This window comes from Nonomuraea montanisoli, from assembly GCF_013363975.1.
GTDB lineage: Bacteria > Actinomycetota > Actinomycetes > Streptosporangiales > Streptosporangiaceae > Nonomuraea > Nonomuraea montanisoli.
In genome coordinates this window covers 17,214-41,956 of sequence record NZ_JABWGN010000014.1, presented here as the reverse complement: position 1 = coordinate 41,956, position 24,743 = coordinate 17,214, and the positions used below count along the sequence as shown (strand labels likewise).

Genomic DNA, 24,743 nt, shown 5'->3' with positions numbered 1-24,743 from the left:
GTCAGGCCGACGCGCCGGCCGGGTCCGGAGCGGGGCCCTGCCACCAGTCGAGCACCCGGAGCGCGCGGAGGGTGTTCCAGCGGCTCGGCCTCCCCACGCCCTCCTCGAGGGCGAAGTGGACGCGACCCGGATGGAGGCGGTCGAGCAGCCAGCGGCCGTCGGGCTGCCGCTTCGAGCGGACGACCTGCACGGCCTCCGCCAGGCGGGGATCCGGTCCGGCCCCCGACCGCCTGAAGTAGTCGAGCGCGCGCAGCACGTCGTGGTGCCAGTAGTACGGGAAGGCGAAGCCGAGGTACGCCGCGTCGGCGACCTCGCCGGTGCTCCTGCGGCGGAACAGGCCGCGCCGCAGCAGGTACTCCTCCCCGCCCAGCCGCGCCTGGCGCACCGCGGGGGAGCCGCCGGTCGCGCGCTCGAAGGCGAGCAGTCCGTCCAGCACGTTGATCGTGGTGTGGAACGACGAGCGCACGGATCCGTTCTCGGCCTCGCAGTTCCATCCGCCGTCGGGGAGCCGCTCGCCGACGATCCGTTCCACGAGCGCCGAGACGTCCACCCCGAAGCAGGCGCCGGTCTCGATCGTCCGGCCGTTGATGCACGGCTCGACCTCGCCGTCGAAGTAGCGCTGCCCGGCGTGCTCCCATCGACCGTGCTCGGCGACGCGCGAGATCGCGCGGCGCGCCGCCTCCGACGCGGGGTCGAGCCCGAAGATCTGCAGGGTCTGCAGGGTGTGCATCGTGGCCGTCCAGGGCTGCCCCGGTTCGCCGCCGGTGTAGGAGGCGGGGTAGCAGGCGCCGCCGTCCCACAGCCCGTCGGCGCCCTGAAGCGCCAGCAGGCGAGCGCCCCAGCCCTCGCGCTCCACGCGCGCCCGCTCGGCGGCGGCCTCGTCGGGCGAGGCGCGCGTGAGGTCGCGCAGCACCTGCCAGCGGATGGCCGGGTCGGATTCGAGCAGCCATTCGATCACGCTCATCGCCGCACCCTAAGCCCATGGCGACGCGGGATTCAACGCGCCACGGGAAGAATCCCCGAGCGGGCCTCGAAGGCCGCCCGCGGAGCGCTTCCCGCGGACCCGCGCTTCAGCCGGTGAGCTGGGCCTCGAGGCGGTAGCCGTCCACCGTGACGTACACCTGGTCGCCCGGGCGGGCGTTCAGGCGCATCAGGACCGGCTGGAGCGAGTCGAAGACCGGCTGGTGGCCCTGCCACACCAGGACGATGGCGTTGTCCCCCGGCCCCGTCACCGACAGGAGCGTGCCGGGGCGCATCCCGAGCTGCGCCGCGTACCCCTCCGGGACCGGCACCGGGCCGCCGCGCAGGTGCTCGGGCGTGACCTCGATGCGCTGCCAGCGGCGCGGCTCGGACGACGGGCCCGGGATGGGCGGCGGCGGGGTGGACGGCGCGCCCGCGAGACTCGGCAGCATGGGCGAGCGCCCGCCCGACAGCGCCGAGAGCGTGGCCAGCGCCGCCGACGGGTCGATGGAACCGGCGCCGGCCGCGGGGATCGGCTGGCCGCCGCGGTGGTGGTGTCCGTTGGCCCCGGGCGTGCGCCGGGGGAGCGGCTGCGCGGGCGAGGGGGCGGCCGCCGCGTCCTGCGCCGAGCTCTCCGGGGGCAGCGCTTCGAGCCACGCCTTGGCCGAGTGTGCCCGGATGCCGAGCTCGCCGAGGAGCTCCACCACGTCGGCGTCGGCCGGCTGCGAGGCGAGCAACTGCCGCGTACGCGCCTGGAGGCGCTGGATGTCGCCCACGACCAGCCACCCGTCCTGGAGGCGGCGGTCGGGCATGAGCGTGACGAGGACCCGCCACAGCGGCGTGCGCAGCGACGGCACGATCACCGGGTGCGCCGGGTCGGCGCCGATGAGCTGCTCCTGCGTGGCGGCGGCGCCGAGCCACTCGGTCAACCGGAACATGTGGCCCGTCACGGGCGCCGACTCCGAGGAGCGCAGCCAGTGCAGGACGCGCTCCTCCGCGGTGCGCTGCGCGTGGGAGAGCTGGTCACGGTCGACGAGCATCTTGTGGGCGAGCGTACGGAGGCTGACGGGGTCCTCGGCGAACAGCCGGTGGACCGCCACGGCTAGCTCCAGCTTGTCCAGCCCGCGGAACAGGCTGTCCACCACCCGGACCATCGCGTGGTCCATGTCGGACGGCACGGGCGACGGCGCCGGGGAGGCCGGGGCGCCGGTGTAGTCGCCCATGAGGGGCGAGGAGACGGGGACCGCCGGGCGCTGGCCGTTGACCTGCGGACCGGGCTGTCCCGGTTGTCCGGGTTGGGCGGGCTGTCCCGGCTGGGTGGCGCCCGGCGCCTGGCCGTTCGGTGCGGGGGCGTCCGTGCGGGGGAGGGGGCCGGTGGGGGCGGCGCCGGGCCGTGTGGGGAGAGCGCCCGTGTCCTGCCGGCCGGCGGTGCCGGGCCGGGCGAAGGCGCCGGTGTCGTTGGAGGCGCCGGGCCGGGCGGGCAAGGCGCCCGTGTCCTGCGGGCCCGCGGCGCCCGGGCGGGGGAACGAGCCGGTGTCGGAGCCGGGCTGCCCCGGGAAGGCGCCCGTGTCGCGCTGCGGCGTGCCGCCGGTCTGCTGGGGCTCGGGGCCGACGGCGGGGAAGCCGCCGGTCTGGTGGGGTTCGGGGCCGACGGCGGGGAAGCCGCCGGTCTGGTGGGGTTCGGGGCCGACGGTGGGGAAGCCGCCGGTCTGGTGGGGTTCGGGGCCGACGGTGGGGAAGCCGCCGGTCTGGTGGGGTTCGGGGCCGACGGCGGGGAAACCGCCCGTCTGGTGCGGCGGCACCCCCTCGCCCTGCGCGGGGAACCCGCCGCTCTGCTGGGCGGCGGCCTGCCGCTGGGCCGCGAACCCGCCGCTCTGCGGCTCGCCCTGCGCGGGGAAGGCGCCGCTCTGCGGCTGCGCCGGGAAGGAGCCCGTCTGGTGCGCGGCGGGCTGGGCGGGGAACGGGCCGGAAGACGCGGCCGCGCCCTCACCGGAAGCGCCGGCGGGGCGCGGGACGAACGGGCGGGTGACCTCCGGCTGACCTGCTTGTACGGCGGCGGTCGCGCCGGTCTGCGTCAGCTCGTGTTGGATGCGGCCGAGCACCTCGCGCAGCACGGAGTTGATGACCACCTCCGGCGTCGCCGAGGGCGTGGCGAGGTCGGCGGGGGAGAGCCGGCGCAGCCGCTGCCAGCCGCCGAGGCCCGCCACGGCCGTACGGGTGGCGTCGGACCAGCCGGGCAGCGCCGGGTCCACCCGGTGCACCGACAGCGCCGGAAGGAGGTCGGACAGCGGAAGGTGATCCCAGCGGGCGGCCGCAAGGCGGGCGACCCGTTCACAGATCCAGTCGAGTCCGGCCGTCGCGAGCGCCCGCGACAGCGACACGGAGGACCACCACGCGGCCGGCAGACGCGGGTCGCCCAGCGCCTCCGCGACCTGCTGGGGCCTGCTCCAGCGCAGGGCGGGGACCAGGTCGCTCAGGCAGATCGATGACTCGACTTCCATCGGCGGACCTTAACCTCCCCAGAGTGAACCGCGTTGCCAGGCGGTACGCATGTGGCTCATGGTGCAGCCTACGCGGCAAGCTATCAATCGGCGTGAATAGGGTAAAGACGGTGCACTTCCAAACCGTACCGTGGCCGACCGCCCACCAGGGCCACACATTCCGCACCCGCCTGGCATCCCGCCCGGAGAGCTGCCACTTCGTCTTCGCCCTTGAGTCGGGCTGTGAGATATCCGGCAGCGAAGGCGTCGCCCGCGCCGGTCGTGTCGAGGGCGTGGACGCGCATGCCCTCCGCCGCCGCCACGATACGGCCGCCGCTCGCTGAGAGCGCCCCCTGGGATCCCAGCTTGACCACCGCCGTGCCGTACCGCTCGCTGAGGAGCTCGGCGGCGCGTTCCGGCTCGGCGACGCCGGTCAGCACGAGCGCCTCGTCGCGGTTGGGGATGATCAGGCCGGCGGGCGCCGACTCGTCCAGGAACCGCTCGACCCCGAACTCCCGCAGCGGCCCGGTGGACGCGGGATCGACGCTGATCGCGATGCCCGCCCCGGTGGCCCGCTCCATCGCCAGGCGGGCCAGGGCCAGGCCCGGCTCGGTGAAGAACGTGTAACCCGACAGGTGCAGGAGCGCGACGCCGTCGAGGAAGGCGTCGTCCCAGTCGTCGGGGGAGATCCGGCCGCCGGCGCCCCGGTTGGTGAGCATGGACCGCTCACCGGTGGCGTCCACCATCGCGATCACCACGGCCGTCGGGTGGGCGGGGTCCACCTGGGCGTGCGGGCGCACCCCCGCCCTGACCAGCTCGGCGGTGTGCCACTCGCTGCTGTCGTAGCCGAGCCGGGTCAGCAGGCGGGTGTCGGCGCCGAGGTGGGCGGCCCAGGAGGCGGTGTTCGCGCCGGAGCCGCCCGGGCGCAGCGCGATGTCGGCGGCGGTGTCGGTGCCGGGCGCGACGGGGGCGCGGTGCAGGGCCACGACGTCCGTCACCACGTCGCCGACCACCAGCAGCCCGCCGCCACCCGCCACGCCGGACGCGGCCCCCGCCCGCTCCGGCGCCTGGCTGTACGCGTGCGCCGCGTCCCGGGGCACCTGCTCAGGCGCCGCGCCATGGGCGGGCGTCGCGTCAGGTCCGGCGGGGCCGGTCGCCGCCGGGGCCTGTACGGCGTGCCCGGACGCCGCGTCCGACGTGTCCGGCCCCGCGACGGAGGGGAATGGCGCGCCGGAGGCGGGGAGCGCCGACGGTGGGGCGGGCGGCCGGCCCGCGTCGGTCACGGCCGGGACCAGGCGAGCGCGATGCGGGCGGCGAGCGCGGTGTTGCCGCGGACGGCGGCCAGGTTGGCCTCCAGGGAGGCGCCGCCCGTGCCGCGCACCAGGTAGCCCAGCAGGAACGGCGTGATCGCCTGGCCGGTGACGCCGTCGCGGTCCGCCGCCTCCAGGGCCTCGGCGAGCACCCGGTCGTGCAGCGCGGGGTCGAGCTGCTGGTCCACCGGCACCGGGTTGGCGACGATGAGCGCGCTCTCCGGCCCGCCGAAGGCGTCCTGGGCGCGCATCACGTCCGCGACCTCCTCGGGCGTCTCCACCCGCCACTCGACGGGCAGGCCGGAGGAGTGCAGGTAGAAGCCCGGGAACAGGTCGGTCCGGTAGCCGGCCACGCTGACGCCGCGGGTCTCCAGCCGCTGGAGCGTCGCGGGCACGTCGAGGATCGACTTGACGCCGGCGCACACCACCGTGATGCGCGTGCCGGCGAGGGTGCCGAGGTCGGCCGACTCGTCCTGGTCCTCGGTCCAGCCGCGGTGGACGCCGCCGAGACCGCCGGTGGCGAACACCCGGATGCCCGCCCGCGCCGCCAGGAACGACGTCGCCGAGACGGTCGTCGCCCCGCTGGCCTTCAGCGCCGCGGCCATCGGCAGGTCGCGCTGGCCCAGCTTGCGCAGCCCCGGCTCGGACGCGACGCGCTCCAGCTCGGCCTCGGTCAGCCCGGCGCGGGCGACGCCGTCGAGCACCGCGATGGTGGCCGGCACGGCGCCCGCCTCGCGGACGATCCCCTCGAGTTCCCGGGCGACCTCGAGGTTGCGCGGCTGCGGCAGGCCGTGGGAGATGATCGTGGACTCCAGGGCCACGACGGGCGCACCGGTGGACAGGGCCTCGGCGACCTCGTCGGACGGCTGGAGAAGGGGGTCGGCGGCGGTGCGCATGTGGCTGTGGTGCTCCTTCGAACGGTCCGCCCCGGGGCAGGGCGAAACGTGGACTTTAGTGCAATTGAGGGGTTTGCGGCGAATTGGGGTGTGCGTCCCCTTGGAGTCCGCCCAGCCCCAGCTTACGGCCCTGCGACGACGCCCCACGGGCCACCGCGGGGAAGGACGTCGCCGGGTCGGTGGTCGTAGGGTGCCGGTATGGCGAAATATGACGTTGTAGTGGCGGGCGGTGGGCACAACGGCCTGGTGGCCGCGGCCTACCTCGCCCGCGCCGGGCGCCGGGTGCTCGTCCTCGAACGGCTCGACCGCGCCGGAGGGCTCGCCATCTCCGCCCGCGCCTTCCCCGGCGTGGACGTACGGCTGTCGCGCTACTCCTACCTCGTCAGCCTCCTCCCCACGCGGATCGTCCAGGACCTGGGCCTCGGCCTGGAGCTGCGCCGCCGCCGCTACGCCTCCTACACCCCCAAGGACGGCACCGGGCTGCTCGTCGACAACGAGGACGAGGCCCGTACCGCGGAGTCGTTCCGGCGCGTCACCGGCGGCGAGGCCGACCACAAGGCGTGGCGCGACTTCTACGCCATGGTCGCCCGGACGGCGCGCGCCCTCGCGCCCACCCTCCTCCGGCCCCTGCCCACGCGCGCCGACGTCGAGCGGCTGGTCGGGCCGGAGGCGTGGCGCGACCTGTTCGCCCGGCCCGTCGGCCAGGCGGTGGACGAGCGGTTCGGCGACGACACCGTACGCGGCGTCGTGCTGACCGACGCCCTGATCGGCACCTTCGCCGACCCCGCGGCGGACCTGGCGGCCAACCGCTGCTTCCTCTACCACGTCATCGGCGACGGCACCGGCGAGTGGAACGTCCCGGTCGGCGGCATGGGCGCGGTCTCGGGCGCGATCGAGGCGGCGGCCAGGCGGGCCGGCGCCGAGATCAGGACCGGTGCCGAGATCGTCGGCATCGCGCCGTCCGGGGAGGTCACCTTCCGCACCGGCGACGGCGACGGCGACGGCGACGGCGAGCACACCGTGACCGGCGGCCACGTGCTGGTCAACCTGCCACCCGCCGTCCTCGACCGGGTGCTCGGCCGCCCGGCCGACGTGCCCGAGGGCGCGCAGCTCAAGGTCAACATGGTGCTGTCGCGGCTGCCCCGGCTCCGCGACGCCTCCGTCGACCCCCGGGCCGCCTTCAGCGGGACGTTCCACATCAACGAGGGCCGCGACCAGCTCGCGGCGGCCCACGCGCAGGCCGCGCGCGGCGAGATCCCGCACGTGCCGCCCGCCGAGGTGTACTGCCACTCGCTCACCGACCCCTCCATCCTCGGGCCGGAGCTGCGGGGACGGGCCGAGACGATGACGCTGTTCGGCCTGCACATGCCGGCGCGGCTCTTCCGCGCCGACCCCGAGGGGGCGCGGGAGGCGGCGCTGCGGGCCACGTTCGCCTCGCTCGACCGGGTGCTGGCCGAGCCGATCGAGGACTGCCTGCTGCGCGCCCCGGACGGCACGCCCTGCGTCGAGGTGAGGACGCCGGTGGACCTGGAGAACGAGGCGGGACTCCCCGGCGGCCACATCTTCCACCGCGACCTGAGCTGGCCCTACACCGAGGAAGGAAGGGGCTGGGGCGTGGAGACCGAGCACGAGCGGATCCTGTTGTGCGGCGCGGGCGCCCGCAGGGGCGGCGGCGTGAGCGGCATCCCCGGCCACAACGCCGCGATGGCCGTGCTCACCGCCTGATCGTTCTCATGCAAGTCGGCCGGGCCGTTCATGGGGTTCTCATGATGTGCCCTTAGTTTGTGAGCATGAGTGAGCCCGCACGGTTGCTGGTGGTGGACGACGAGCCCGCGTTGCGCGAGGCGCTGCAGTCGAGCCTGGAGTTCGAGGGCTACCGGGTGGGCACCGCCAACGACGGCCAGGCCGGGCTGGACGCGCTGGTCCGCGAGCCGTACGACGCCGTGCTGCTCGACGTGATGATGCCGCGTCTCGACGGGCTGACCGCGTGCCGCCGGCTGCGCGCGGCCGGCAACCACGTGCCCGTGCTCATGCTGACCGCCCGCGACGCCGTGGGCGACCGGGTGTCCGGGCTCGACGCGGGCGCCGACGACTACCTGGTCAAGCCGTTCGAGCTGGACGAGCTGCTGGCCCGCGTCCGCGCGCTGCTGCGGCGCGGCGCCCTGCACGCCGGCACGCCCGAGAACACGCTCGCGTACGGCGACCTGCGCATGGATCCGACGACCCGGGAGGTCACCCGCGGCGACCGGCCGCTCGACCTGACCCGGACCGAGTACCTGCTCATGGAGCTGTTCCTCGCCCACCCGCGCCAGGTGCTGACCCGCGAGCAGATCCTCGGCGAGGTGTGGGGCTTCGACTTCGAGCCGACCTCCAACTCCCTCGACGTGTACATCATGTACCTGCGGCGCAAGACCGAGGCGGGCGGCGAGCCGCGCGTGATCCACACCGTGCGCGGGGTGGGGTATGTCCTGCGGGCGGCGACATGAGACGGTTCAGCAGCCTGCGCTCGCGGCTGACGCTGCTGGTCACGGTCGCGGTGGCGCTGGCCATCGCCCTGGCCTCCGCGTTGTCGTGGGTGGTGGCCAAGCAGCAGATGCTCGGCACGCTGGACCAGGCGATCATGGAGCCCGAGAAGCCCGAGGACCAGCGATGGCTGCAGGAGCACTGCCGCTCCGAGGGCACCGAAGGACACTTCGCCGAGACCGTGACGCTCCTGCTCTCCGACAAGACCACCTGCTCCGTGGGCTCACCCATCAAGGCCACCGAGGAGGACCTGGCCCTGCTCGCTCACCCGGGCGAGCCGGTCTACCGCAACGGCCAGACCGTCGACGGGCGCAGCGTGCGCGTGGTCACCACGAACTTCGCGCCCGGCGTCGCCGTCCTGGAGTCCCGGCCGCTGGCCCACCTGAACAGCTCCCTGCGGCGGATGGCGCTCGGCCTGGCCGGTCTCACGGCGCTCGGCGCGCTGGCCGCCGCCTGGACCGGCCTGGCGATCTCCAGGACCGCCCTGGCCCCCGTGGGCCGCCTCACCAAGGCCGTCGAGCACATCGGGCAGACCCAGGACCTCAGCACCCGCATCCCCGTCCAGGGCACCGACGAGATCGCCCGGCTGGGCACGTCGTTCAACGCCATGACCACGGCCCTGGCCGGGTCGCGGGAGCGGCAGCGCCAGCTCGTCGCCGACGCCGGCCACGAGCTGCGCACGCCGCTGACCACCCTGCGCACCAACATCGACCTGCTGCTGCGCAGCGAGGAGACCGGCCGCAGCATCGAGCCCGGCGCCAAGAAACGGCTGCTCGTCAGCGTCAAGGCGCAGTTCGCCGAGCTGTCCACGCTGGTCGGCGACCTGCTCCAGCTCGCCCGCGGCGACACCGACCACGAGCCGCACACCGAGCTGGGCCTGCACGAGGTCGTGCGGGCCGCCGTCGAGCGGGCGCGGCTGCGCGGCGCCGAGGTCACCACCGACCTCGGCGAGTGGTACGTCGTCGGCGGCGCCGCGTCCTTGGAACGTGCCGTGCTGAACCTCATCGACAACGCCGCCAAGTTCGGCCCCGGCCAGGTGGACGTGATGCTGCGCGCCGGCACGCTGACCGTGCGCGACCACGGGCCCGGCATCGCCGAGGAGGAGCTGCCGCACGTCTTCGACCGGTTCTGGCGCTCGCCGTCGGCCCGGGCCATGCCCGGCTCCGGGCTGGGGCTCGCGATCGTGGCCCAGGCCGTCGCCGAGGCGGGCGGACGGGTGCGTCTTGACAACGCTCCGGGAGGAGGAGTCATCGCCACTGTCGAGATTCCTGGGAAATCTCACTCGGCGCTCAGATAGGCACAAGTCTCTTCAAAGAAGGATGTTCTGCACTAGTAGCATGCAGACATCAGTCAAGACGCGCCTCGTCGAGGTGGTCGTCCCGGTCTACAACGAGCAGCGGGCGCTGCGCGAGAGCATCGTCCGGCTGCACGGCTACCTGACCCGCACCTTCCCCTACGGCTTCCGCATCACGATCGCCGACAACGCCAGCACCGACGGCACCTGGCACGAGGCGCGGCTGCTGGCCGTGGAGCTGTCGCACGTGCGGGCCGTCCACCTCGACGCCAAGGGCCGCGGCCGGGCGCTGCGGCAGGTGTGGTCGGCCAGCGAGGCCGACGTCGTCAGCTACATGGACGTCGACCTGTCCACCGACCTCGACGCGTTCCTGCCCCTGGTGGCGCCGCTGCTGTCGGGCCACAGCGACCTCGCGATCGGCACCCGGCTCTCCCGCGGCGCGACCGTGGTGCGCGGCCCCAAGCGCGAGTTCGTCTCCCGCGCGTACAACCTGCTGCTGCGCTCGGTGATGGGGGCGCGCTTCTCCGACGCCCAGTGCGGGTTCAAGGCCGTGCGCACCGAGGTCGCGCAGGCGCTGCTGCCCGCCGTCGAGGACGAGCAGTGGTTCTTCGACACCGAGCTGCTGCTGCTCGCCGAGCGGCACGGGCTGCGCATCCACGAGGTGCCCGTCGACTGGGTGGACGATCCCGACAGCCGCGTCGACGTCCTGCGGACCGCCCTCGACGACCTGCGCGGCATGGCCCGGGTCGCCCGCAGGACGCTGTCCGGCGCCGCCCGCATCCCCGTCCCCCTCCGCGTGCGCCAGGCCGAGCTGCCGCGCGGCATGGCCCGCCAGCTTCCCCGCTTCGCCGTCGTGGGCGTGTTCAGCACGCTCGCCTACCTGCTGCTGTTCTCCGGCCTGCGCCAGGCCGTCCCGGCGTTCACCGCGAACGCCGTCGCCCTGCTCGTGACCGCCGTGGCCAACACCGCCGCCAACCGCCGCTTCACCTTCGGCGTCACCGGGTCGTCCGGGGCGCTGCGCCAGCAGTTCGAGGGGCTCATCGCGTTCCTCGTCGGGCTCGCCCTGACCACCGGCGGCCTCGCGCTGCTGCCCCACGGCGTCTCGCACGGCGTCGAGCTGGTCGCCGTGGTCGTGGCCAACGCGCTGGCCACGCTCGTGCGGTTCCTGCTGCTGCGCGTGTGGGTCTTCAACCCCCGGAGGAACGCCCGATGACGACCGCCGTGAGCCTGGCCGTCCGCCGCCGCGCGTCCCGCCGCGCCGCCGCCCCCGCCCCGCGCTGGTCGCGGCCCGCCCTGTGGGCCGTGCTCGCCGCCGCCTTCGTCCTGTACGCGTGGGCGCTCAGCGGCTACGCCAACGAGTACTACGCCGCCGCCATCCTGTCCGGCACCAGGAGCTGGAAGGCGTTCTTCTTCGGCGCCATCGACGCGGGCTCGTACATCACCGTGGACAAGCCGCCGTTCGCGCTCTGGGTGATGGGACTGTCGGCCCGGGTGTTCGGGTTCGGGACGTGGAGCATGCTGCTGCCGCAGGCCGTCGCGGGCGTGGCCGCCGTCGCCCTGGTGCACAGCGGCGTGCTGCGCGCCTACGGCGACGCCCGGCAGGGGCACGTGGCCGCGCTGCTCGCGGCCGTCGTCATGACCCTCACGCCCATCACCGTGGCCATCAACCGGGACAACAACCCCGACACCATCCTCGTGCTGCTGCTCGTACTGGCGGCGTGGTTCTGCCTGGAGTCGCTGCGCACCGGGCGGCTGCGGCCGCTGCTGTTGTGCGCGCTGTTCGTGGGGCTCGCCTTCACCACCAAGATGCTCCAGGCGTACCTGGTGGTGCCGGCCTTCGCGCTGGCGTACCTGGTGTGCGCCCGGGGGACCGTGGCGCGGCGGATCGGGCACCTGCTCGCGGCCGGGGCCGTGATGGCGGTCTCCAGCGCCTGGTGGATGGTGATCGTGGACCTGTGGCCGGCCGCGTCGCGGCCGTACGTCGGCGGATCGACCGACAACTCCGTCTGGGACCTCGTCATCGGCTACAACGGCCTGGGCCGGATCTTCGGCCAGGGCGGCCCCGGCGGCGCGTCCGGCGGGTCCGGCGGCTCCGGGGGGTTCGGCGGATTCGGCGGGTTCGGTGGGGGAGGCGGCGCGTCGTTCGGCGGCGAGTCGGGTGCCGGAAGGCTGTTCAACGACATCATGGCCGGGCAGATCTCCTGGCTGCTGCCGTTCTGCGCCCTCGCCCTGGCGTTCGCGGCGCTGACCCGCTGGACCGTCCGACGCGCCGGCGCAGAGGGGGCGGCCGGCGCCCAGGACGGCGCGAGCGGTGCGGCGTGGCTGGTCTGGGGCGGCTGGCTGGCCGTCCACTACGTGGTGTTCAGCTTCTCCAGCGGCACCTTCCACCCGTACTACACCACCGCCATGGCCCCGGCCGTGGCCGCGATCACCGGCATGGGCGGCGTGCTCATGTGGCGGGCCTTCCGCCGGTCGCGGACCTGGGCGTGGGTGCTGCCCCTGGCGGTCGCGGTCACGGGCGGCTGGTCGTTCGCCGTGCTGCGCCGCACCCCCGACTTCGTGCCGTGGCTGGCGTGGGCCGTGCTCGCCGCCACCGCCCTCGCCGTCGCCGGGCTGGCACTGGCCGGGCTGGTCCTGGCCGGCCGCGGCCGGCTGGCCGCCGGGGTCGCCGTGGGCGCCTTGGTCGCCACGCTGCTCGCCGGGCTGGCCGGGCCCGCCGCGTACGCGGTCTCGCCGCTCGGCTCGCAGGTGAACGGCACCAACCCGACCGCCGGCCCTTCGACGGGCGGCATGGGCTTCGGCCCCATGGGCGGGACGCGCCCCGGCGGCATGCCGCCCGGCCAGGACGGCGCCTTCCGCGGCGGCCGGTTCCCCGAGGGCATCCAGCCCCCGCAGGACGGCCCGGACGGCCAGGACGGCCAGGAGGCTCAGGACGGCCGGAGCGGTCGGATGACGGGCGGCCCGGGGGGCGGCGTCAGCGACTCCATGGTCACGTACCTGCTGGCCCACCAGGGCCGGGCCGAGTGGCTCGTCGCCGTCGACAGCGCCCAGCAGGCGTCCTCGATCATCCTGTCCACCGGCAGGCCGGTGATCGCCATGGGCGGCTTCACCGGCAGCGACCCGGCCATGACCGTCGACCGCCTCAAGGGGCTCGTCTCCTCCGGCCGGCTGCGGTACGTGCTCAGCGGCGGCGACCGCGGCGGCCCCGGCCGGGGGAACAGCGAGGTGTCCACGTGGGTGCGGGAGAACTGCGCCGCGGTGGACGGCCAGGACGGCCTCCACGACTGCTCCGCCGCGGCCTCCTGACGGATAGGCTGGCCCGGTGCGGAGTACGTCCCGGGCCGATCAGGCTGACCAGCGCAGGGCCGAGCTGCTCGAGGCCACGCGCAAGGTGGTCCTGGAGCGAGGTCTGGCCCACACGCGGATCGCCGACATCGCCAAGTCGATCAACGTGAGCGGCGGCCTCATCCACTACCACTTCGCGACCAAGGACGAGCTGATCACCGCCATGCTCCGGGCCACGCTCGACATCGAGAGCGCCAAGCTCGACGAGCTGGTCGCGGGCCCGGGCTCGGCGGCGGAGCGCCTCGACCGGGTGCTGCGCTACTACATCCCGGAGTCGCCCTCCGACCAGAGCTGGCTGCTCTGGATCGACGCGTGGAACACCGCGCTCAGGGAGCCGGCCGTCAACGAGATCATGCTGGAGCTGGAGACGGCCTGGCTCGACGCGCTGGCCCGGGTGCTGTCCGACGGCACGGAGTCGGGGGAGTTCGCCTGCGAGGACCCCGCGGGCGCGGCCGAGCGGATCGACGCCATGCTCGACGGCCTGATCATCCGCTACACCCTGCATCCCGACGTGCTCGACCGGGGGCGGCTGCTGGCCCACGCCCGCACCGCCGCCGCCGGCGAGGCCGGCATCCCGGTGACGTCCTTCTCGTGACGGCCTCTCCCATGCGCATCGGCGAGCTGGCCGAGCGGTTCGGGCTGGCCACCCACGTCCTGCGGCACTGGGAGGCGATGGGGCTGCTCACCCCGGCGGCCCGCGTCAACGGCCGCCGCGTCTACACCGACGACCACGTGGTCCGGGTGGCCACGATCGTGCGGGCCAAGGCGGGCGGGATGAGCCTGGAGCGCATCGGGCGGATCCTCCGGGCGTCCGGCCCGGGCGAGCGGCGCGAGGTCCTGCGGCGCCAGCACGCCGAGCTGGAACGCCGCCTGGCGGAGATCTCCGCCTCCAAGCGGCTGATCGAGCACGTCCTGGAGTGCGACGCCGAGGACTTCACCCGGTGCCCGGAATACCGGCGGGTCGTCGAGAGCGGCATCGCCGCGGAACCGGACGCCTGCGGGGGCCTCGCCTGACGAACGGCCGGCCGCTCCGGGCTCTCTCCGCGCTCTCAGGCGGGCAGTGCGGCCAGGAGGAACGCGAGGCGGGCGGCGGCCGACTCGACGTCGTCGGCCGTGCCGAGCCGGTAGCCCCACGAGGTGACGAAGCTGCCGTCCTCGGCGCACGTCACGGTCTCGGCGAGCGTGGTGGAGAAGCGGTTGCGCACCGAAACGTACGCCGGGTCACTCGCCAGCGAGAGGCTCTGGACCGTCAGGTCGGCGTGACGACCGGCGTGCCAAGCGAACCGCTCGAGGCTGAGCGCGGTATCAAGCATCATGCGTCACCTCCGCAACGTCTCCCGCGACAGAATTGCACGATCTTGTGGAGGCGGGCAAGCAATTGCGAGGATCAATGCGAGGATTGTTTCCGGTATCCGTCAAGAACGCGGATGATGACGTCCCTCCCCTCCTCGTCGAAAACGGCCACCTTCGCGAAGTCCTCGAAAGCCCGGACGTAGAAGGCGATGTCGTCCGGGTCCCGTAGCACGAGGTCCTTGGTCAGGGTCGCGACGCCGACCATGGCGTCGTTGTAGATCCAGAACCCGTTGATCGGCGCGGACGGCATCTCCGCGGTGTAGGGGATGACCCCGAACTCGACATTCGGCAGGGTGCTGACGGCGAGCAGCCGGTCGAGCTGGCCCCGCATGACGTCGAGCGGGGCGAGCCGGGTGTGCAGCGCCGATTCGGGCAGCACGAACCGGAACGTGCGCGCCCGGTCGTACAGGATCTCCTGGCGCTGCATCCGGACCCGGACCGCGGCGTCGATCTGCTCGGGCGCGCTGTAGAGGCGCTTGACCTTGCTGAAGACGTGCCGGGAGTACTCGGCGGTCTGGAGCAGGCCGACCACGATGTTCGGCTCGAACACCCGGAACAGCCGGGTGCGGGCCTCCAGGTCGCGGATGTCCTCCTGGATCGCGGCCAGGCCGCTGCGGTGCCGCTGCTTCCAGTCGTCGTGCCGCTCCAGCAGCGCGATCGCCTGCCGGATCAGGTCGTCCGCGGTCTCGGGGCCGGCTCCCACGGCCTGCGCCCACACCACGACGTCGTCCTCGGTGGCCGTCTGCCTGGCGTTCTCCAGGCGCGAGACCTTGGACGGCTGCCAGCGCAGCCGCTCGGCCAGGTCCTTGCCCGACAGGTGGGCGGCCTCGCGGAGCTGCCGCAACTGGCCGCCGAGGTCGATCCGCGCCTGCTGAAAGGACGTCACGCGGCAAGAGGCTAGACGGGACGGGGTGGATCATGCCAGAGGCAGTGGCGCAATCGTGACCAAGCAACAGCGGAATGTGGCGAACCGGATGCCGGACCGGCCCCGCGACCGTCTCGCCCGCCCGGAGTCCGGCGCCGGGCTAGGGCTTCGGCGGCTCCGGCAGGACGCGGCGGGCGATCTCGGTGATCAGCTCCCGGGGAACCTCCACCGCGTCCTCCCCGTCGAGGACGTCGCGCAGGTCGGCGAGAGCTTCGGGATCGGTGAGCCGGAGGCCCTGCACCACGATGGTGCCGCGGTCGGTCTCGTACAGGGTGGGGCAGGCGCCCGCCTCCGACGTGGAGCCGAGGAACCGCATGCGCATGGTTTGGTCCTTCCCCCAGGGACAAAGATCTGCAATTGCGCGCAATTGTATGGCGCTGCCGGGGCATGGCTGATCGTTTTTGGAAAAAACGCCATATTGGGGGAGAGGGGTGATTCTTCGGTCAGAAACGCCGACAGCGACGAGTCAGCCCGGCTGGTGATCGGCAGTTCCGGCTCCGAGAGATCGTCGATGGTCATCCTGGCGGTGCAGCGCGGAATTCAGGTCGATGGCCCGCTCAGGCGCGGAACGCGCGGATCAGCCCAGCGCTTGCATGAACGGGAGGAACTGCCGGGTGCGGTCACCGGGCAGGCTCCCGTGCCTGACCATGAGCGACACCTCCCACGGCCGGCCCATCCCGTGCGCCACGGCCCAGGCGACCAGCTCCTCCTGGGCCAGGTCGAGGTCCATGCGCACCTCGCCGCCGGCGTCGAGGGCCAGGTCACCGATCAGCGCCTGGGCGGTGGCGAGATCCTGGGCCACCACGGGGCCGATGACAACGTCCGTATCGTTGCGCCAGCAGTGACCGAAACCCTTCTCCGCCACCCGGACGGAGAGCCCGAACCCGAACATGCGACGCAGCACCTCCGACCGGTCGGTGCCGAAGATCTCCGCGTCGAGCGCCAGGATCGCGCCGAGGTCGTCACCCGTCGCCGGGCGGGTGGCGCCGGACGGCTCGCCCGCGAACACGCCGGTGTGCTTGGCGACCCGGCCCACGGTGCGGAACCCGAGCCGCTCGTACAGCGGGCGGCCCTGCTCCGTGGCGTGCAGCGAGACGGTGCGGTCGCCGGCCTCCTCCAGCGCGTGCTCCATGAGCGCGCGGGCGAGCCCTTGGCGGGCGTGGCGCTCGGCCGTGAGGACCATGCTGATGACGGCGTGGTCGTGGCCGTAGCGGGTCAGGATGTTTGTCGCCGCCAGCCCGTCGCCGTCGGGCGCGTCGATGCCGTAGCCCTGGCCGACGTCGAGCAGCAGGGCCCACTTGTGGCGTTCGGGCCCCCACTGGCGCGAGGTGGCCAGGCGGGTGCAGGCGTCCAGGTCGGCGGAGCCGAGACGGCGGATCCTCATCACGCCCGGCATCCTTCCGTATCCGAAAGTGGGCTCACAAACCGTTTTCTGGTGGATTGGTGGAGTATAAGAGAAAGGAGCGTGTCGTGGCGGTTGGTGTGGGTGGGACTACCCGGCAGGGCGGCCTCACCAGCCGCGACGGCGCGCTCCACTCCGAGGGAGCCTCTCGGGGGCCTCAGCCGCTCACCTGCGCCATCCCGAGCAGCAGCATCGCGTCGTGGTCGGGAGTGCCCGGTTCGGCCTGGTAGACGACCAGCCGATGCCCGTCGCTGCGCGCGACGGTCAGCACCTCGTACGTCAGGGTCATGGACCCCACCACGGGATGCCGGAAGCACTTGCGGCCGTTGGCCCGCTTGCCCACGTCGTACCGGTCCCACAGGGCGGCGAACTCCCGGCTCTTGACGGCCAGCTCTCCGACCAGGGCGAGCACGTCCGGCGCGTCAGGGTACGTCCCCGCGGCGGCACGCAGATGAGCCACCGTGGCCGCGGCCACCTCGTCCCAGTTGCCGTACACGCTTCTGCCCTGCGGGTGCAGGAAGGTGTAGCGCGCCGTGTTGCGCGACGCCGCCGGCCACTCCTCGATCCCCGGCAGCAGCCTCATCCCCGCCTCGTTGGCGGCCAGGAGGTCGTTGGCCCGGCTCAGCACCTGGGCGGGGTGAGGGGCGACGATGTCCAGCAGCCGGCGCACCTCGGCCCTGACCTGCCGGGGCGGCCGGGCGGCGGCGGACCTGGCCACCGGGGCGTTGGCCAGCTCGAACAGGTGCTTGCGCTCCTCCTCGCCCAGCCGCAGCACCCCGGCGATCGCCTCCAGCACCGCTGGACTGGGATTGCCCTGCTTGCCCTGCTCCAGACGGGTGTAGTACTCGATGCTCACCCCGGCGAGCATCGCCACCTCTTCGCGGCGCAGTCCGGGCGTGCGGCGGCGTCCGGTGGTGGCGGGCAGCCCCGCCTCCTGGGGCGCGATCCTGGATCGCCGCGCCCGCAGAAACTCTCCAAGATCGGTCTTCGCTGCCATTCCCCCAGTATGTCGCCCCGCCGACGGCCCCAGGGGGGCCCTGCGAGGGCACCCCTTGAGCGGGCCTGCCTCACCGCTCCCCGAGGCAGGCACGATGACATCGCAGGTTGATCAGGCACTGAGCAAGGAGAGAACGATGGCAGTCGTGGCAATCGTCGGGATGGGCATCATGGGCCGGGGCATGGCCGCCAACCTGGCCCGCAACGGGCACGACGTGGTCCTGTGGAACCGCAGCCCGCTGCGCCCGGAGACGCTGTCCTCGATCTCGGACGCCGCGCGGGTGGCCGGCACCCCGGCCGAGGCGGCCCGCGATGCCGACGTGGTCTTCGAGGTGACCGCCGACGACGGGTCCTCACGCGCGGTCTGGCTGGGCCCCGAGGGCATCCTGGCCGGCGCCCGTCCCGGCACGACCCTGATCTCGTCGGCCACCCTGTCGGTCGACTGGATCGCCGAGCTCGCGGCCGCCTGCGCGGAGCGGGACCTCACCTTCTTCGACATGCCGGTGACGGGCGGGGCGGAAGGCGCCCGGACCGGCAACCTCACGATGCTGGCCGGCGGCGATCCGGCTCGGCTGGCCGACCTCGACCCGGTGCTGACCGCCGTCGCCCGGGAGGTCAGGCACTTCGGTCCCGTCGGCGCGGGCACGCGCTTCAAGCTGGTGCTCAACACGCTGCAGGCCGTTCACATGGCGGCGTTCGGCGAGGCGATGAGGCTGGCCGAGGAGGCGGGTCTGGACCTCGGGCAGGTGGGGGCCGCGCTGGTGGATCGGCCGGGCGGCGTCGTCACCAGGCTGGCGCACGACAACCTCGTCACGCCGCCCGCTCCGATCAACTTCTCCGCCGAGTGGGCACGCAAGGACCTCGACTACGCGTCCCGCCTGGCGGGGCCCAAGGGGTATCCGTTCCTCGACGCCGTGCTCGCGGCCTTCACCCGGGTCGTGGACGAGGGGCGGGGCGGGGAGGACTGGAGCGTCGTCAACCGATTCGCGTCCTGAACGTCGCCCATGTGCCCGGCCGGTCAGGCGGGCCGCCGCTCCGAGGGGCCCGGCAGGAGGTCCTCGGGGACGTCCACCGGACAGGCGCGCAGCTCCTCGCCGAGGGCCTTGGCCTGGGGGTCCGTGCGGGGGCTGGCGGCCACGCCGCGGCCCAGCAGGCCGTGGACGACGAAGTTCAGGGCGCGCAGGTTGGGGAGGTCGTGGCGGTCGATCCGGTACGGCGTCAGCTCGGGCAGCAGCTCCTTCAGCCGGTCGACGGTGAGGGTGGCGGACAGCCAGGCGTGGCGTTCCGGGGTGCCGACCCAGACGCCCAGGTTGGCGTTGCCGCCCTTGTCGCCCGAACGGGCCCCCATGATGCGGCCCAGGGGGACGCGCCGTACGCGCGAGGCGGCGGATCGATCGACGGCGTTGGCTTGATCGACAGCGTTGGCTTGATCGGCGGCGGGGGGTCGATCGGCGGCGGGCGGGCCGCCGCTGCCGGGCGCCGCGCCCCGCCGTACCTCCCCCCGCCGACCCGGCGCCAGGAAGGCCGCGGCTGGTGCAGGTCTCTCCGCTTGAGGTGTGGAGATCGGCGCGGGTCCCTCCGGGGCTTGCGATGTGGGGGCCGGTGAGGGGCCCTCCACGTCATGCGGTGTGGGGGCCGGTGGGGCGCCCTTCAGTGGCTGCGCCGTGTCGGTCGGTGCGGGGATCTGTGGGGCTTGCGGCGTGGGGAACGGTAGGGCTCCCAGTGGGCGGCCGTCGAGGTGGACGGTCCACGGGACCTCGGCCGCCGGGACCAGGACCGGCCAGTAGATCCCGTACGGCGAGGCGTCGCCCGGTGGTGTCAGCGCGTGGAAGCCCGGGTAGCCGGCCAGACCCGTCTCGACCACCGCGGAGGAGAAGACGCGGCCCGCCTTGCGCCGGTCCCGGTCCATGACGGTGATCCGCAGCAGTCCCCGGTCGCTGAGCGTGACGTCCACCTGGTCGAACGACTCCCGCGGCACCCGCGCCCAGATCGCCTCCTCCGCGACCCGTGCCTTGTCCTCCATGTCGAGGCCCGTCAGCACGAGCGTCATCGTGTTGCGGTAGCCGCCCGGCACGGTCACCGCGACCTTGAGCGTGTCCGGCGGCGGCTCGCCGCGCACCCCCGAGATCCGCACCCGGTCCGGCCCGTCGTCCGACAACGTGACGGTGTCGAAGCGCGCCACCACGTCGGGGCCGGGATAGCGCGGCCCCGCGATCTCGTACACGAGCTGCGCCGTGACCGTCCCCACCGAGACGAGCCCGCCCGTGCCGGGGTGCTTGGTGATGACCGACGAGCCGTCGGCGTGCAGCTCGGCGATCGGGAAGCCGCAGTGCGCGAGGTCCGGCACGTCCTGGAAGAACGCGTAGTTGCCGCCCGTGGCCTGGCAGCCGCACTCGATGACGTGGCCCGCGACCACCGATCCGGCCAGGGCGTCCCGGTCGTCCGGACCCCAGCCGTACCGCCACATGCCCGGGCCCGTCACCAGGGCGGCGTCGGTGACCCGGCCGGTCACCACGACGTCCGCGCCCGCGGCGAGCGCCTGGGCGATGGGCCGTCCGCCGAGGTAGGCGTTGGCGGTCAGCGGCTCGGCGTCGAGCCGTTCGCCGGTGTCGGCGTTGACCAGGTCGAGCGGCCGTCCCATGAGGTCGTCGCCGGTGACGTGCGCGACGGCGGGGGACAGGCCGAGCCGGGCGGCCAGCTCGTGGACGGCCTCGGCGCATCCCGCCGGGTCGAGACCGCCCGCGTTCGTGACGATCTTGATGCCGCGGTCGAGACAGGGGCCGAGCACGTCCTCGAGCTGCCTGAGGAACGTCGGCGCGTAGCCGGGACGGCCCTTGAGGCGGTTGCCGGCCAGGATGAGCATGGTCAGCTCCGCCAGCCAGTCGCCGGTGAGCACGTCGACGGGACCGCCCTCGACCATCTCGCGGGCGGCCGACAGCCGGTCGCCGTAGAAGCCGCTGCAGTTGGCGACGCGGAGCACCGTCACGCCCCCCGCACGGTCGCGACCGTCATGACGGCTTCTCCTCGGTCGAGCCGGCCGAGCCGGCCGAGTCGGCAGGCTTCTCGTCGCCCGGCGCGGCCGGGACCCAGGAAGGCGGGCGCTTCGCCATGAAAGCGGCGATCCCCTCCTGCCCCTCCTGGGACGTGAAGCGCTGCGCCGACAGCGCGGCCATCCGCCGCAGCCCCTCCTCGAACGGCATGGCCGGCACCTCGCGCACCAGCCGCTTGGTGATCGCCAGCGCCTCCGGCCCGCCCTTGACCAGCATGTCCGCGTAGTGCGCCACCGTCGCGTCCAGCTCCTCCGCCGGCACGGCGCGCGACAGCAGCCCGATCTCCACCGCCCTGGCGGCGTCGAACACCTCCCCGGTCATCAGGTACTCGGCCGCCGCCCTCGGGTTCAGTCTCCGCAGCACCGGTACGGAGATCATCGCGGGCACCACGCCGAGCCGTACCTCGCTGAACGCGAAGGACGCCGTCAGCGGCGCGACCGCGAAGTCGCAGGCCGCCACCAGCCCCAGACCGCCCGCCCGGGCGGTGCCGTTGAGCCGGCAGACGACCGGCTTCGGGCTCTCCCACAGCAGCGCCATGATCTCCGGGAACGACGCCGTCACCGGGGCGTCGGCGGCGCCCGAGGCGGGCTCGATCCGCTGCTCCTTCAGGTCGGCGCCCGAGCAGAAGACCGGGCCGGTGCCGGTCAGCACGATCACCCGCGCCTCCGGCTCGGCCAGCGCCCAGGTCAGCCGTTCCTCCAGGTCGCCGAGCAGCCGCACGGACAGCGCGTTGCGGTTCGGCGGCGAGTCGAGGGTGATCGTGGCGACTCCGCCGGCGAGCTCCCTGTGGACCAGGCGCGTCATGTGTTCTCCTCGTCGATGATCGCCAGCACCGCCCCGGCCTCGACCTGGTCGCCCTTCCCCACGCGCAGCGCGGACACGATCCCGGCGGCGGGCGCGGTGATCCGATGCTCCATCTTCATGGCTTCCAGGACCAGGACGGCCTGTCCCTTGCCCACGCGCTGCCCTTCCTTGACCTCCACGCGAAGGACGCCGCCCGGCATGGGCGCGAGCAGCGAGCCGGGCGCGGCCCGCTCGACCGGCTCCGGCAGGCGCGGCAGCGGCGTCAGCTCGGCGTGGACGCCGCCCGAGTCGACGTAGACCTTGCCGCCGTGGCGGGCGACCTGGAACGCCCGCCGCACGCCGTCCGCCTCCAGCACGACCAGCTCCGGCTCGGCGGACAGCACGGCGACGCCGTCCGGCAGCGGGTCGTAGACCGTCTCGGCCTCCTCGAAGCGGGCGCTCCGCGGCTGCGAGCGGACGTTGCGCCAGCCGCCGGGCAGGCTCGCGAGGACGCGCGCGTCGCGGCGGTTGGCGGCCGCCCCGGCCAGGGCGGCGGCGAGCACGGCGAGCGGCGGCGGCGGGCCAGGGGGCGGGAGCGTGTCGCGGTGCTCGTCGAGGAAGCCGATGTGCGTGTCACCGGCGCGGAACGCGGGATGGTCCAGGACGGCGACCAGCAGGTCGCGGTTCGTGGTGACGCCGTGCAGCCGGGCCCGCCGCAGCGCCGCCGCCAGCTTCCTGACCGCTTCGCCGCGCGTGGCGCCGTGCGCGATCACCTTGGCGAGCATCGCGTCGTAGTACGGCGGCACCTCGGAGCCCGGCTCCACCCCGGAGTCCACCCGCACGCCGTGGCCGTGCGCCGGGATCTCGACGTGCCACAGGACGCCCGTCTGCGGCAGGTGGTCGCGGTCCTCGGCGTACAGGCGGGCCTCGACGGCGTGGCCGGACGGCCGCGGCGGCGACTCCGGCAGCGCGGAGCCCTCGGCGATCTCGAGCTGGAGGCGCACCAGGTCCACCCCGTGCACCAGCTCGGTCACCGGGTGCTCCACCTGGAGCCGGGTGTTCATCTCCAGGAACGCCACCCGCTCGCCCTTGACCAGGAACTCCACGGTGCCGGCGCCCACGTAGCCGATCGCCCGGGCCGCGCGGACCGCCGCCTCACGCAGCCTCTCGCGCACGCCGTCGCCGATCCCGGGCGACGGGCACTCCTCGACGACCTTCTGATGGCGGCGCTGGATGCTGCACTCGCGCTCGCCGAGCGCCCACACCGTGCCGTGCGCGTCGGCCAGGACCTGCACCTCGACGTGCCGGGCGCCCTCCAGCAGCGGCTCCACGAACACCGTGCCGTCGCCGAACGCCGCCTCGGCCTCCCGCCGCGCCGACTCCACCTGCTCGGCGAGGTCGGCGGGGGAGCGCACCACCCGCATCCCGCGCCCGCCGCCCCCCGCCGACGCCTTCACCAGCAGCGGGTACGCCGGCTCCCCACCGGCCTCCCACGAGGGCAGGACCGGGACCCCCGCCTCCGCCATCAGCCGCTTGGCCGTCACCTTCGAGCCCATCGCGGCGACCGCCTCCGGCGGCGGCCCCACCCACACGAGCCCCGCCTCCAGCACCGCCCGCGCGAAGTCCGCGCTCTCCGACAGGAACCCGTAGCCCGGGTGGACCGCGTCGGCCCCCGAGGCCCGGCACGCCGCCACGATCCGGTCGATCGCCAGGTACGTGTCCGCCGGCCGCGTGCCCGGCAGCCGTACCGCGGCGTCGGCCTCGGCCACGTGCGGCGCGTGGGTGTCGGCGTCGGAGAACACCGCGACGGTCTCGACGCCGAGCTCACGGCAGGTACGGAAGATCCGGCGGGCGATCTCGCCCCGGTTGGCCACGAGTAGACGTGTGATCACGGCCGGAACACCCCGTATCCCGCCGCCTCGGGCACCGGCGCGCTGTTGACGGCCGACAGGCACAATCCGAGCACGGTCCGGGTGTCGCGCGGGTCGATCACCCCGTCGTCGTACAGCCGCCCGGACAGGAAGAACGGCAGCGACTCCGCCTCCACCTGCGCCTCCACCATGGCCCGCATCGCCGCGTCGGCCTCCTCGTCGTACACCTGCCCGCGCGCCTGGGCCGAGGCGCGGCCGACGATCGACAGCACCCCGGCGAGCTGCGCGGGTCCCATGACCGCGGACTTGGCGCTGGGCCAGGCGAACAGGAACCTCGGGTCGTAGGCCCGTCCGCACATGCCGTAGTTGCCCGCGCCGTACGAGGCGCCCATGACCACGGTCAGGTGCGGCACGGTCGAGTTGGACACCGCGTTGATCATCATGGCGCCGTGCTTGATGATGCCGCGCTGCTCGTACTCCTTGCCGACCATGTAGCCCGTGGTGTTCTGCAGGAACAGCAGCGGCGTGCGCGTCTGGTTCGCGAGCTGGATGAACTGGGTCGCCTTCTGCGACTCCTCGCTGAACAGCACGCCCCGGGCGTTGGCCAGGATGCCGAGGGGGTAGCCGTGCAGCCGCGCCCACCCGGTGACCAGCGACGCGCCGTACAGCGGCTTGAACTCGTCGAACTCGCTGCCGTCCACGATCCGGGCGATCACCTCGCGCGGGTCGAACGGGACGCGCAGGTCGTCCGGGACCAGGCCGAGCAGCTCCTCGGCGGGATGCGCGGGCTCGCGCACCGGGGTCGGAGGCCGGGCGCCGAGCTTGCGCCAGCCGAGCGAGCGGACGATCCGCCGCCCGAGGCGCAGCGCGTCGTGCTCGTCGGCGGCGAGATGGTCGGCCAGGCCGCTGACGCGCGCGTGCATCTCGGCGCCGCCGAGCGACTCGTCGTCGGACTCCTCGCCGGTCGCCATCCTGACCAGCGGCGGACCGCCGAGGAACACCTTCGCCCGGTCGCGGACCATCACCACGTGGTCGCTCATCCCGGGCACGTAGGCGCCGCCGGCGGTCGAGTTGCCGAAGACCAGGGCGATCGTCGGGATCCCGGCCGCCGACAGGCGCGTCAGGTCGCGGAAGACCTGACCGCCCGGGATGAAGATCTCCTTCTGCGTCGGCAGGTCCGCGCCGCCGCTCTCCACGAGATTGACGTACGGCAGGCGGTTCCTCAGGGCGATGTCGGAGGCGCGCAGGGTCTTGCGGAGCGTCCAGGGGTTGGAGGCGCCGCCCCGCACCGTGGGGTCGCTGGCGCACACCACGCACTCGACGCCCTCGATCACCCCGATCCCCGTCACGACGCTCGCGCCGACGTGGAAGTCGCTGCCCCAGGCGGCCAGCGGCGACAGCTCCAGGAACGGGGAGTCGGGGTCGAGCAGCAGCTCGATCCGTTCACGGGCGAGCAGCTTGCCGCGGGCGCGATGCCGCTCGCGGTACTTCTCGCCGCCGCCCGCCACCGCCTTGGCGTGCTCGGCGTCCAGCTCGGCCAGCTTGGCCAGCATCG

At 73.9% G+C, this 24,743-nt stretch carries 21 protein-coding genes; 8 read left to right on the top strand and 13 right to left on the bottom strand.

The window, feature by feature from the left end; genetic code table 11:
- Position 1: 1 nt before the first annotated feature.
- The 4 genes from HTZ77_RS32585 to HTZ77_RS32570 form a co-directional block, all read right to left on the bottom strand.
- Positions 2-964 carry a hypothetical protein gene (locus HTZ77_RS32585; protein WP_175593577.1) on the bottom strand — a complete coding sequence of 321 codons (963 nt, stop codon included), beginning with the start codon at positions 962-964 and terminating at the stop codon, positions 2-4.
- 106 nt (positions 965-1,070) lie between these two features.
- Positions 1,071-3,461 carry a hypothetical protein gene (locus tag HTZ77_RS32580; RefSeq protein ID WP_175593576.1) on the bottom strand — a complete coding sequence of 797 codons (2,391 nt, stop codon included), beginning with the start codon at positions 3,459-3,461 and terminating at the stop codon, positions 1,071-1,073.
- Positions 3,462-3,544: 83 nt separating this feature from the next.
- Entirely contained in the window at positions 3,545-4,723 is a 1,179-nt protein-coding gene (locus HTZ77_RS32575) for a carbohydrate kinase family protein (RefSeq protein ID WP_328808904.1), read from the bottom strand.
- Entirely contained in the window at positions 4,720-5,646 is a 927-nt protein-coding gene (locus HTZ77_RS32570) for a pseudouridine-5'-phosphate glycosidase (protein WP_175593575.1), read from the bottom strand. The genes HTZ77_RS32575 and HTZ77_RS32570 overlap by 4 nt, the downstream gene beginning before the upstream one ends.
- A gap of 198 nt (positions 5,647-5,844) precedes the next feature.
- Here HTZ77_RS32570 and HTZ77_RS32565 point away from each other — a divergent pair, with 198 nt between their 5' ends.
- The 7 genes from HTZ77_RS32565 (at position 5,845) to HTZ77_RS32535 (ending at position 13,822) form a co-directional block, all read left to right on the top strand.
- Complete coding sequence (locus HTZ77_RS32565) at positions 5,845-7,371, top strand: phytoene desaturase family protein (protein ID WP_175593574.1); 1,527 nt, start codon at positions 5,845-5,847, stop codon at positions 7,369-7,371.
- Positions 7,372-7,436: 65 nt separating this feature from the next.
- A complete protein-coding gene (locus HTZ77_RS32560; RefSeq protein ID WP_175593573.1) occupies positions 7,437-8,132 on the top strand; it encodes a response regulator transcription factor in 696 nt (231 codons plus the stop codon).
- Positions 8,129-9,466, top strand: a complete 1,338-nt coding sequence (locus tag HTZ77_RS32555; protein WP_175593572.1) for a HAMP domain-containing sensor histidine kinase — start codon at positions 8,129-8,131, stop codon at positions 9,464-9,466. The genes HTZ77_RS32560 and HTZ77_RS32555 overlap by 4 nt, the downstream gene beginning before the upstream one ends.
- 40 nt (positions 9,467-9,506) lie before the next feature.
- Entirely contained in the window at positions 9,507-10,676 is a 1,170-nt protein-coding gene (locus tag HTZ77_RS32550) for a bifunctional glycosyltransferase family 2/GtrA family protein (RefSeq protein WP_235995538.1), read from the top strand.
- Entirely contained in the window at positions 10,673-12,769 is a 2,097-nt protein-coding gene (locus HTZ77_RS32545) for an ArnT family glycosyltransferase (RefSeq protein ID WP_175593570.1), read from the top strand. Before HTZ77_RS32550 ends, HTZ77_RS32545 begins: the two co-directional genes overlap by 4 nt.
- 16 nt (positions 12,770-12,785) lie before the next feature.
- Positions 12,786-13,403: a TetR/AcrR family transcriptional regulator gene (locus HTZ77_RS32540; protein WP_175593569.1), complete on the top strand. Its 618-nt coding sequence runs from the start codon at positions 12,786-12,788 to the stop codon at positions 13,401-13,403.
- The gene (locus HTZ77_RS32535; protein WP_328808903.1) at positions 13,400-13,822 is read left to right on the top strand and encodes a MerR family transcriptional regulator; all 423 of its coding nucleotides are present in this window, start codon (positions 13,400-13,402) and stop codon (positions 13,820-13,822) included. Before HTZ77_RS32540 ends, HTZ77_RS32535 begins: the two co-directional genes overlap by 4 nt.
- Before the next feature lie 35 nt (positions 13,823-13,857).
- On the opposite strand, the gene HTZ77_RS32530 is transcribed toward HTZ77_RS32535, so the two are convergent.
- The 5 genes from HTZ77_RS32530 to HTZ77_RS32510 form a co-directional block, all read right to left on the bottom strand.
- Complete coding sequence (locus HTZ77_RS32530; RefSeq protein ID WP_175593568.1) at positions 13,858-14,124, bottom strand: hypothetical protein; 267 nt, start codon at positions 14,122-14,124, stop codon at positions 13,858-13,860.
- A gap of 71 nt (positions 14,125-14,195) precedes the next feature.
- A complete protein-coding gene (locus HTZ77_RS32525; protein WP_175593567.1) occupies positions 14,196-15,047 on the bottom strand; it encodes a helix-turn-helix domain-containing protein in 852 nt (283 codons plus the stop codon).
- A gap of 139 nt (positions 15,048-15,186) precedes the next feature.
- Positions 15,187-15,408 (bottom strand): hypothetical protein, encoded by a 222-nt coding sequence (locus HTZ77_RS32520; RefSeq protein ID WP_175593566.1) that lies wholly within the window; start codon positions 15,406-15,408, stop codon positions 15,187-15,189.
- A gap of 255 nt (positions 15,409-15,663) precedes the next feature.
- A complete protein-coding gene (locus HTZ77_RS32515; protein ID WP_175593565.1) occupies positions 15,664-16,470 on the bottom strand; it encodes a GNAT family N-acetyltransferase in 807 nt (268 codons plus the stop codon).
- A gap of 175 nt (positions 16,471-16,645) precedes the next feature.
- Positions 16,646-17,485, bottom strand: coding sequence for a helix-turn-helix transcriptional regulator (locus HTZ77_RS32510; protein WP_175593564.1), 840 nt, complete (start codon positions 17,483-17,485; stop codon positions 16,646-16,648).
- Positions 17,486-17,621: 136 nt separating this feature from the next.
- On the opposite strand from HTZ77_RS32510, the gene HTZ77_RS32505 reads away from it, so the two are divergent.
- Positions 17,622-18,479 (top strand): NAD(P)-dependent oxidoreductase, encoded by an 858-nt coding sequence (locus HTZ77_RS32505; RefSeq protein ID WP_175593563.1) that lies wholly within the window; start codon positions 17,622-17,624, stop codon positions 18,477-18,479.
- A gap of 23 nt (positions 18,480-18,502) precedes the next feature.
- Here HTZ77_RS32505 and HTZ77_RS32500 read toward each other — a convergent pair whose 3' ends face one another.
- The 4 genes from HTZ77_RS32500 to HTZ77_RS32485 are packed head-to-tail and all read right to left on the bottom strand — an operon-like array spanning position 18,503 to position 24,741.
- On the bottom strand, positions 18,503-20,464 hold the full coding sequence (locus HTZ77_RS32500) for an acyclic terpene utilization AtuA family protein (protein WP_175593736.1): 1,962 nt from the start codon (positions 20,462-20,464) through the stop codon (positions 18,503-18,505).
- 28 nt (positions 20,465-20,492) lie between these two features.
- Positions 20,493-21,338 (bottom strand): enoyl-CoA hydratase/isomerase family protein, encoded by an 846-nt coding sequence (locus HTZ77_RS32495; protein ID WP_175593562.1) that lies wholly within the window; start codon positions 21,336-21,338, stop codon positions 20,493-20,495.
- Positions 21,335-23,209, bottom strand: coding sequence for an ATP-binding protein (locus tag HTZ77_RS32490; RefSeq protein WP_175593561.1), 1,875 nt, complete (start codon positions 23,207-23,209; stop codon positions 21,335-21,337). The genes HTZ77_RS32495 and HTZ77_RS32490 overlap by 4 nt, the downstream gene beginning before the upstream one ends.
- On the bottom strand, positions 23,206-24,741 hold the full coding sequence (locus HTZ77_RS32485) for an acyl-CoA carboxylase subunit beta (RefSeq protein ID WP_175593735.1): 1,536 nt from the start codon (positions 24,739-24,741) through the stop codon (positions 23,206-23,208). Before HTZ77_RS32485 ends, HTZ77_RS32490 begins: the two co-directional genes overlap by 4 nt.
- Positions 24,742-24,743 lie beyond the last annotated feature (2 nt).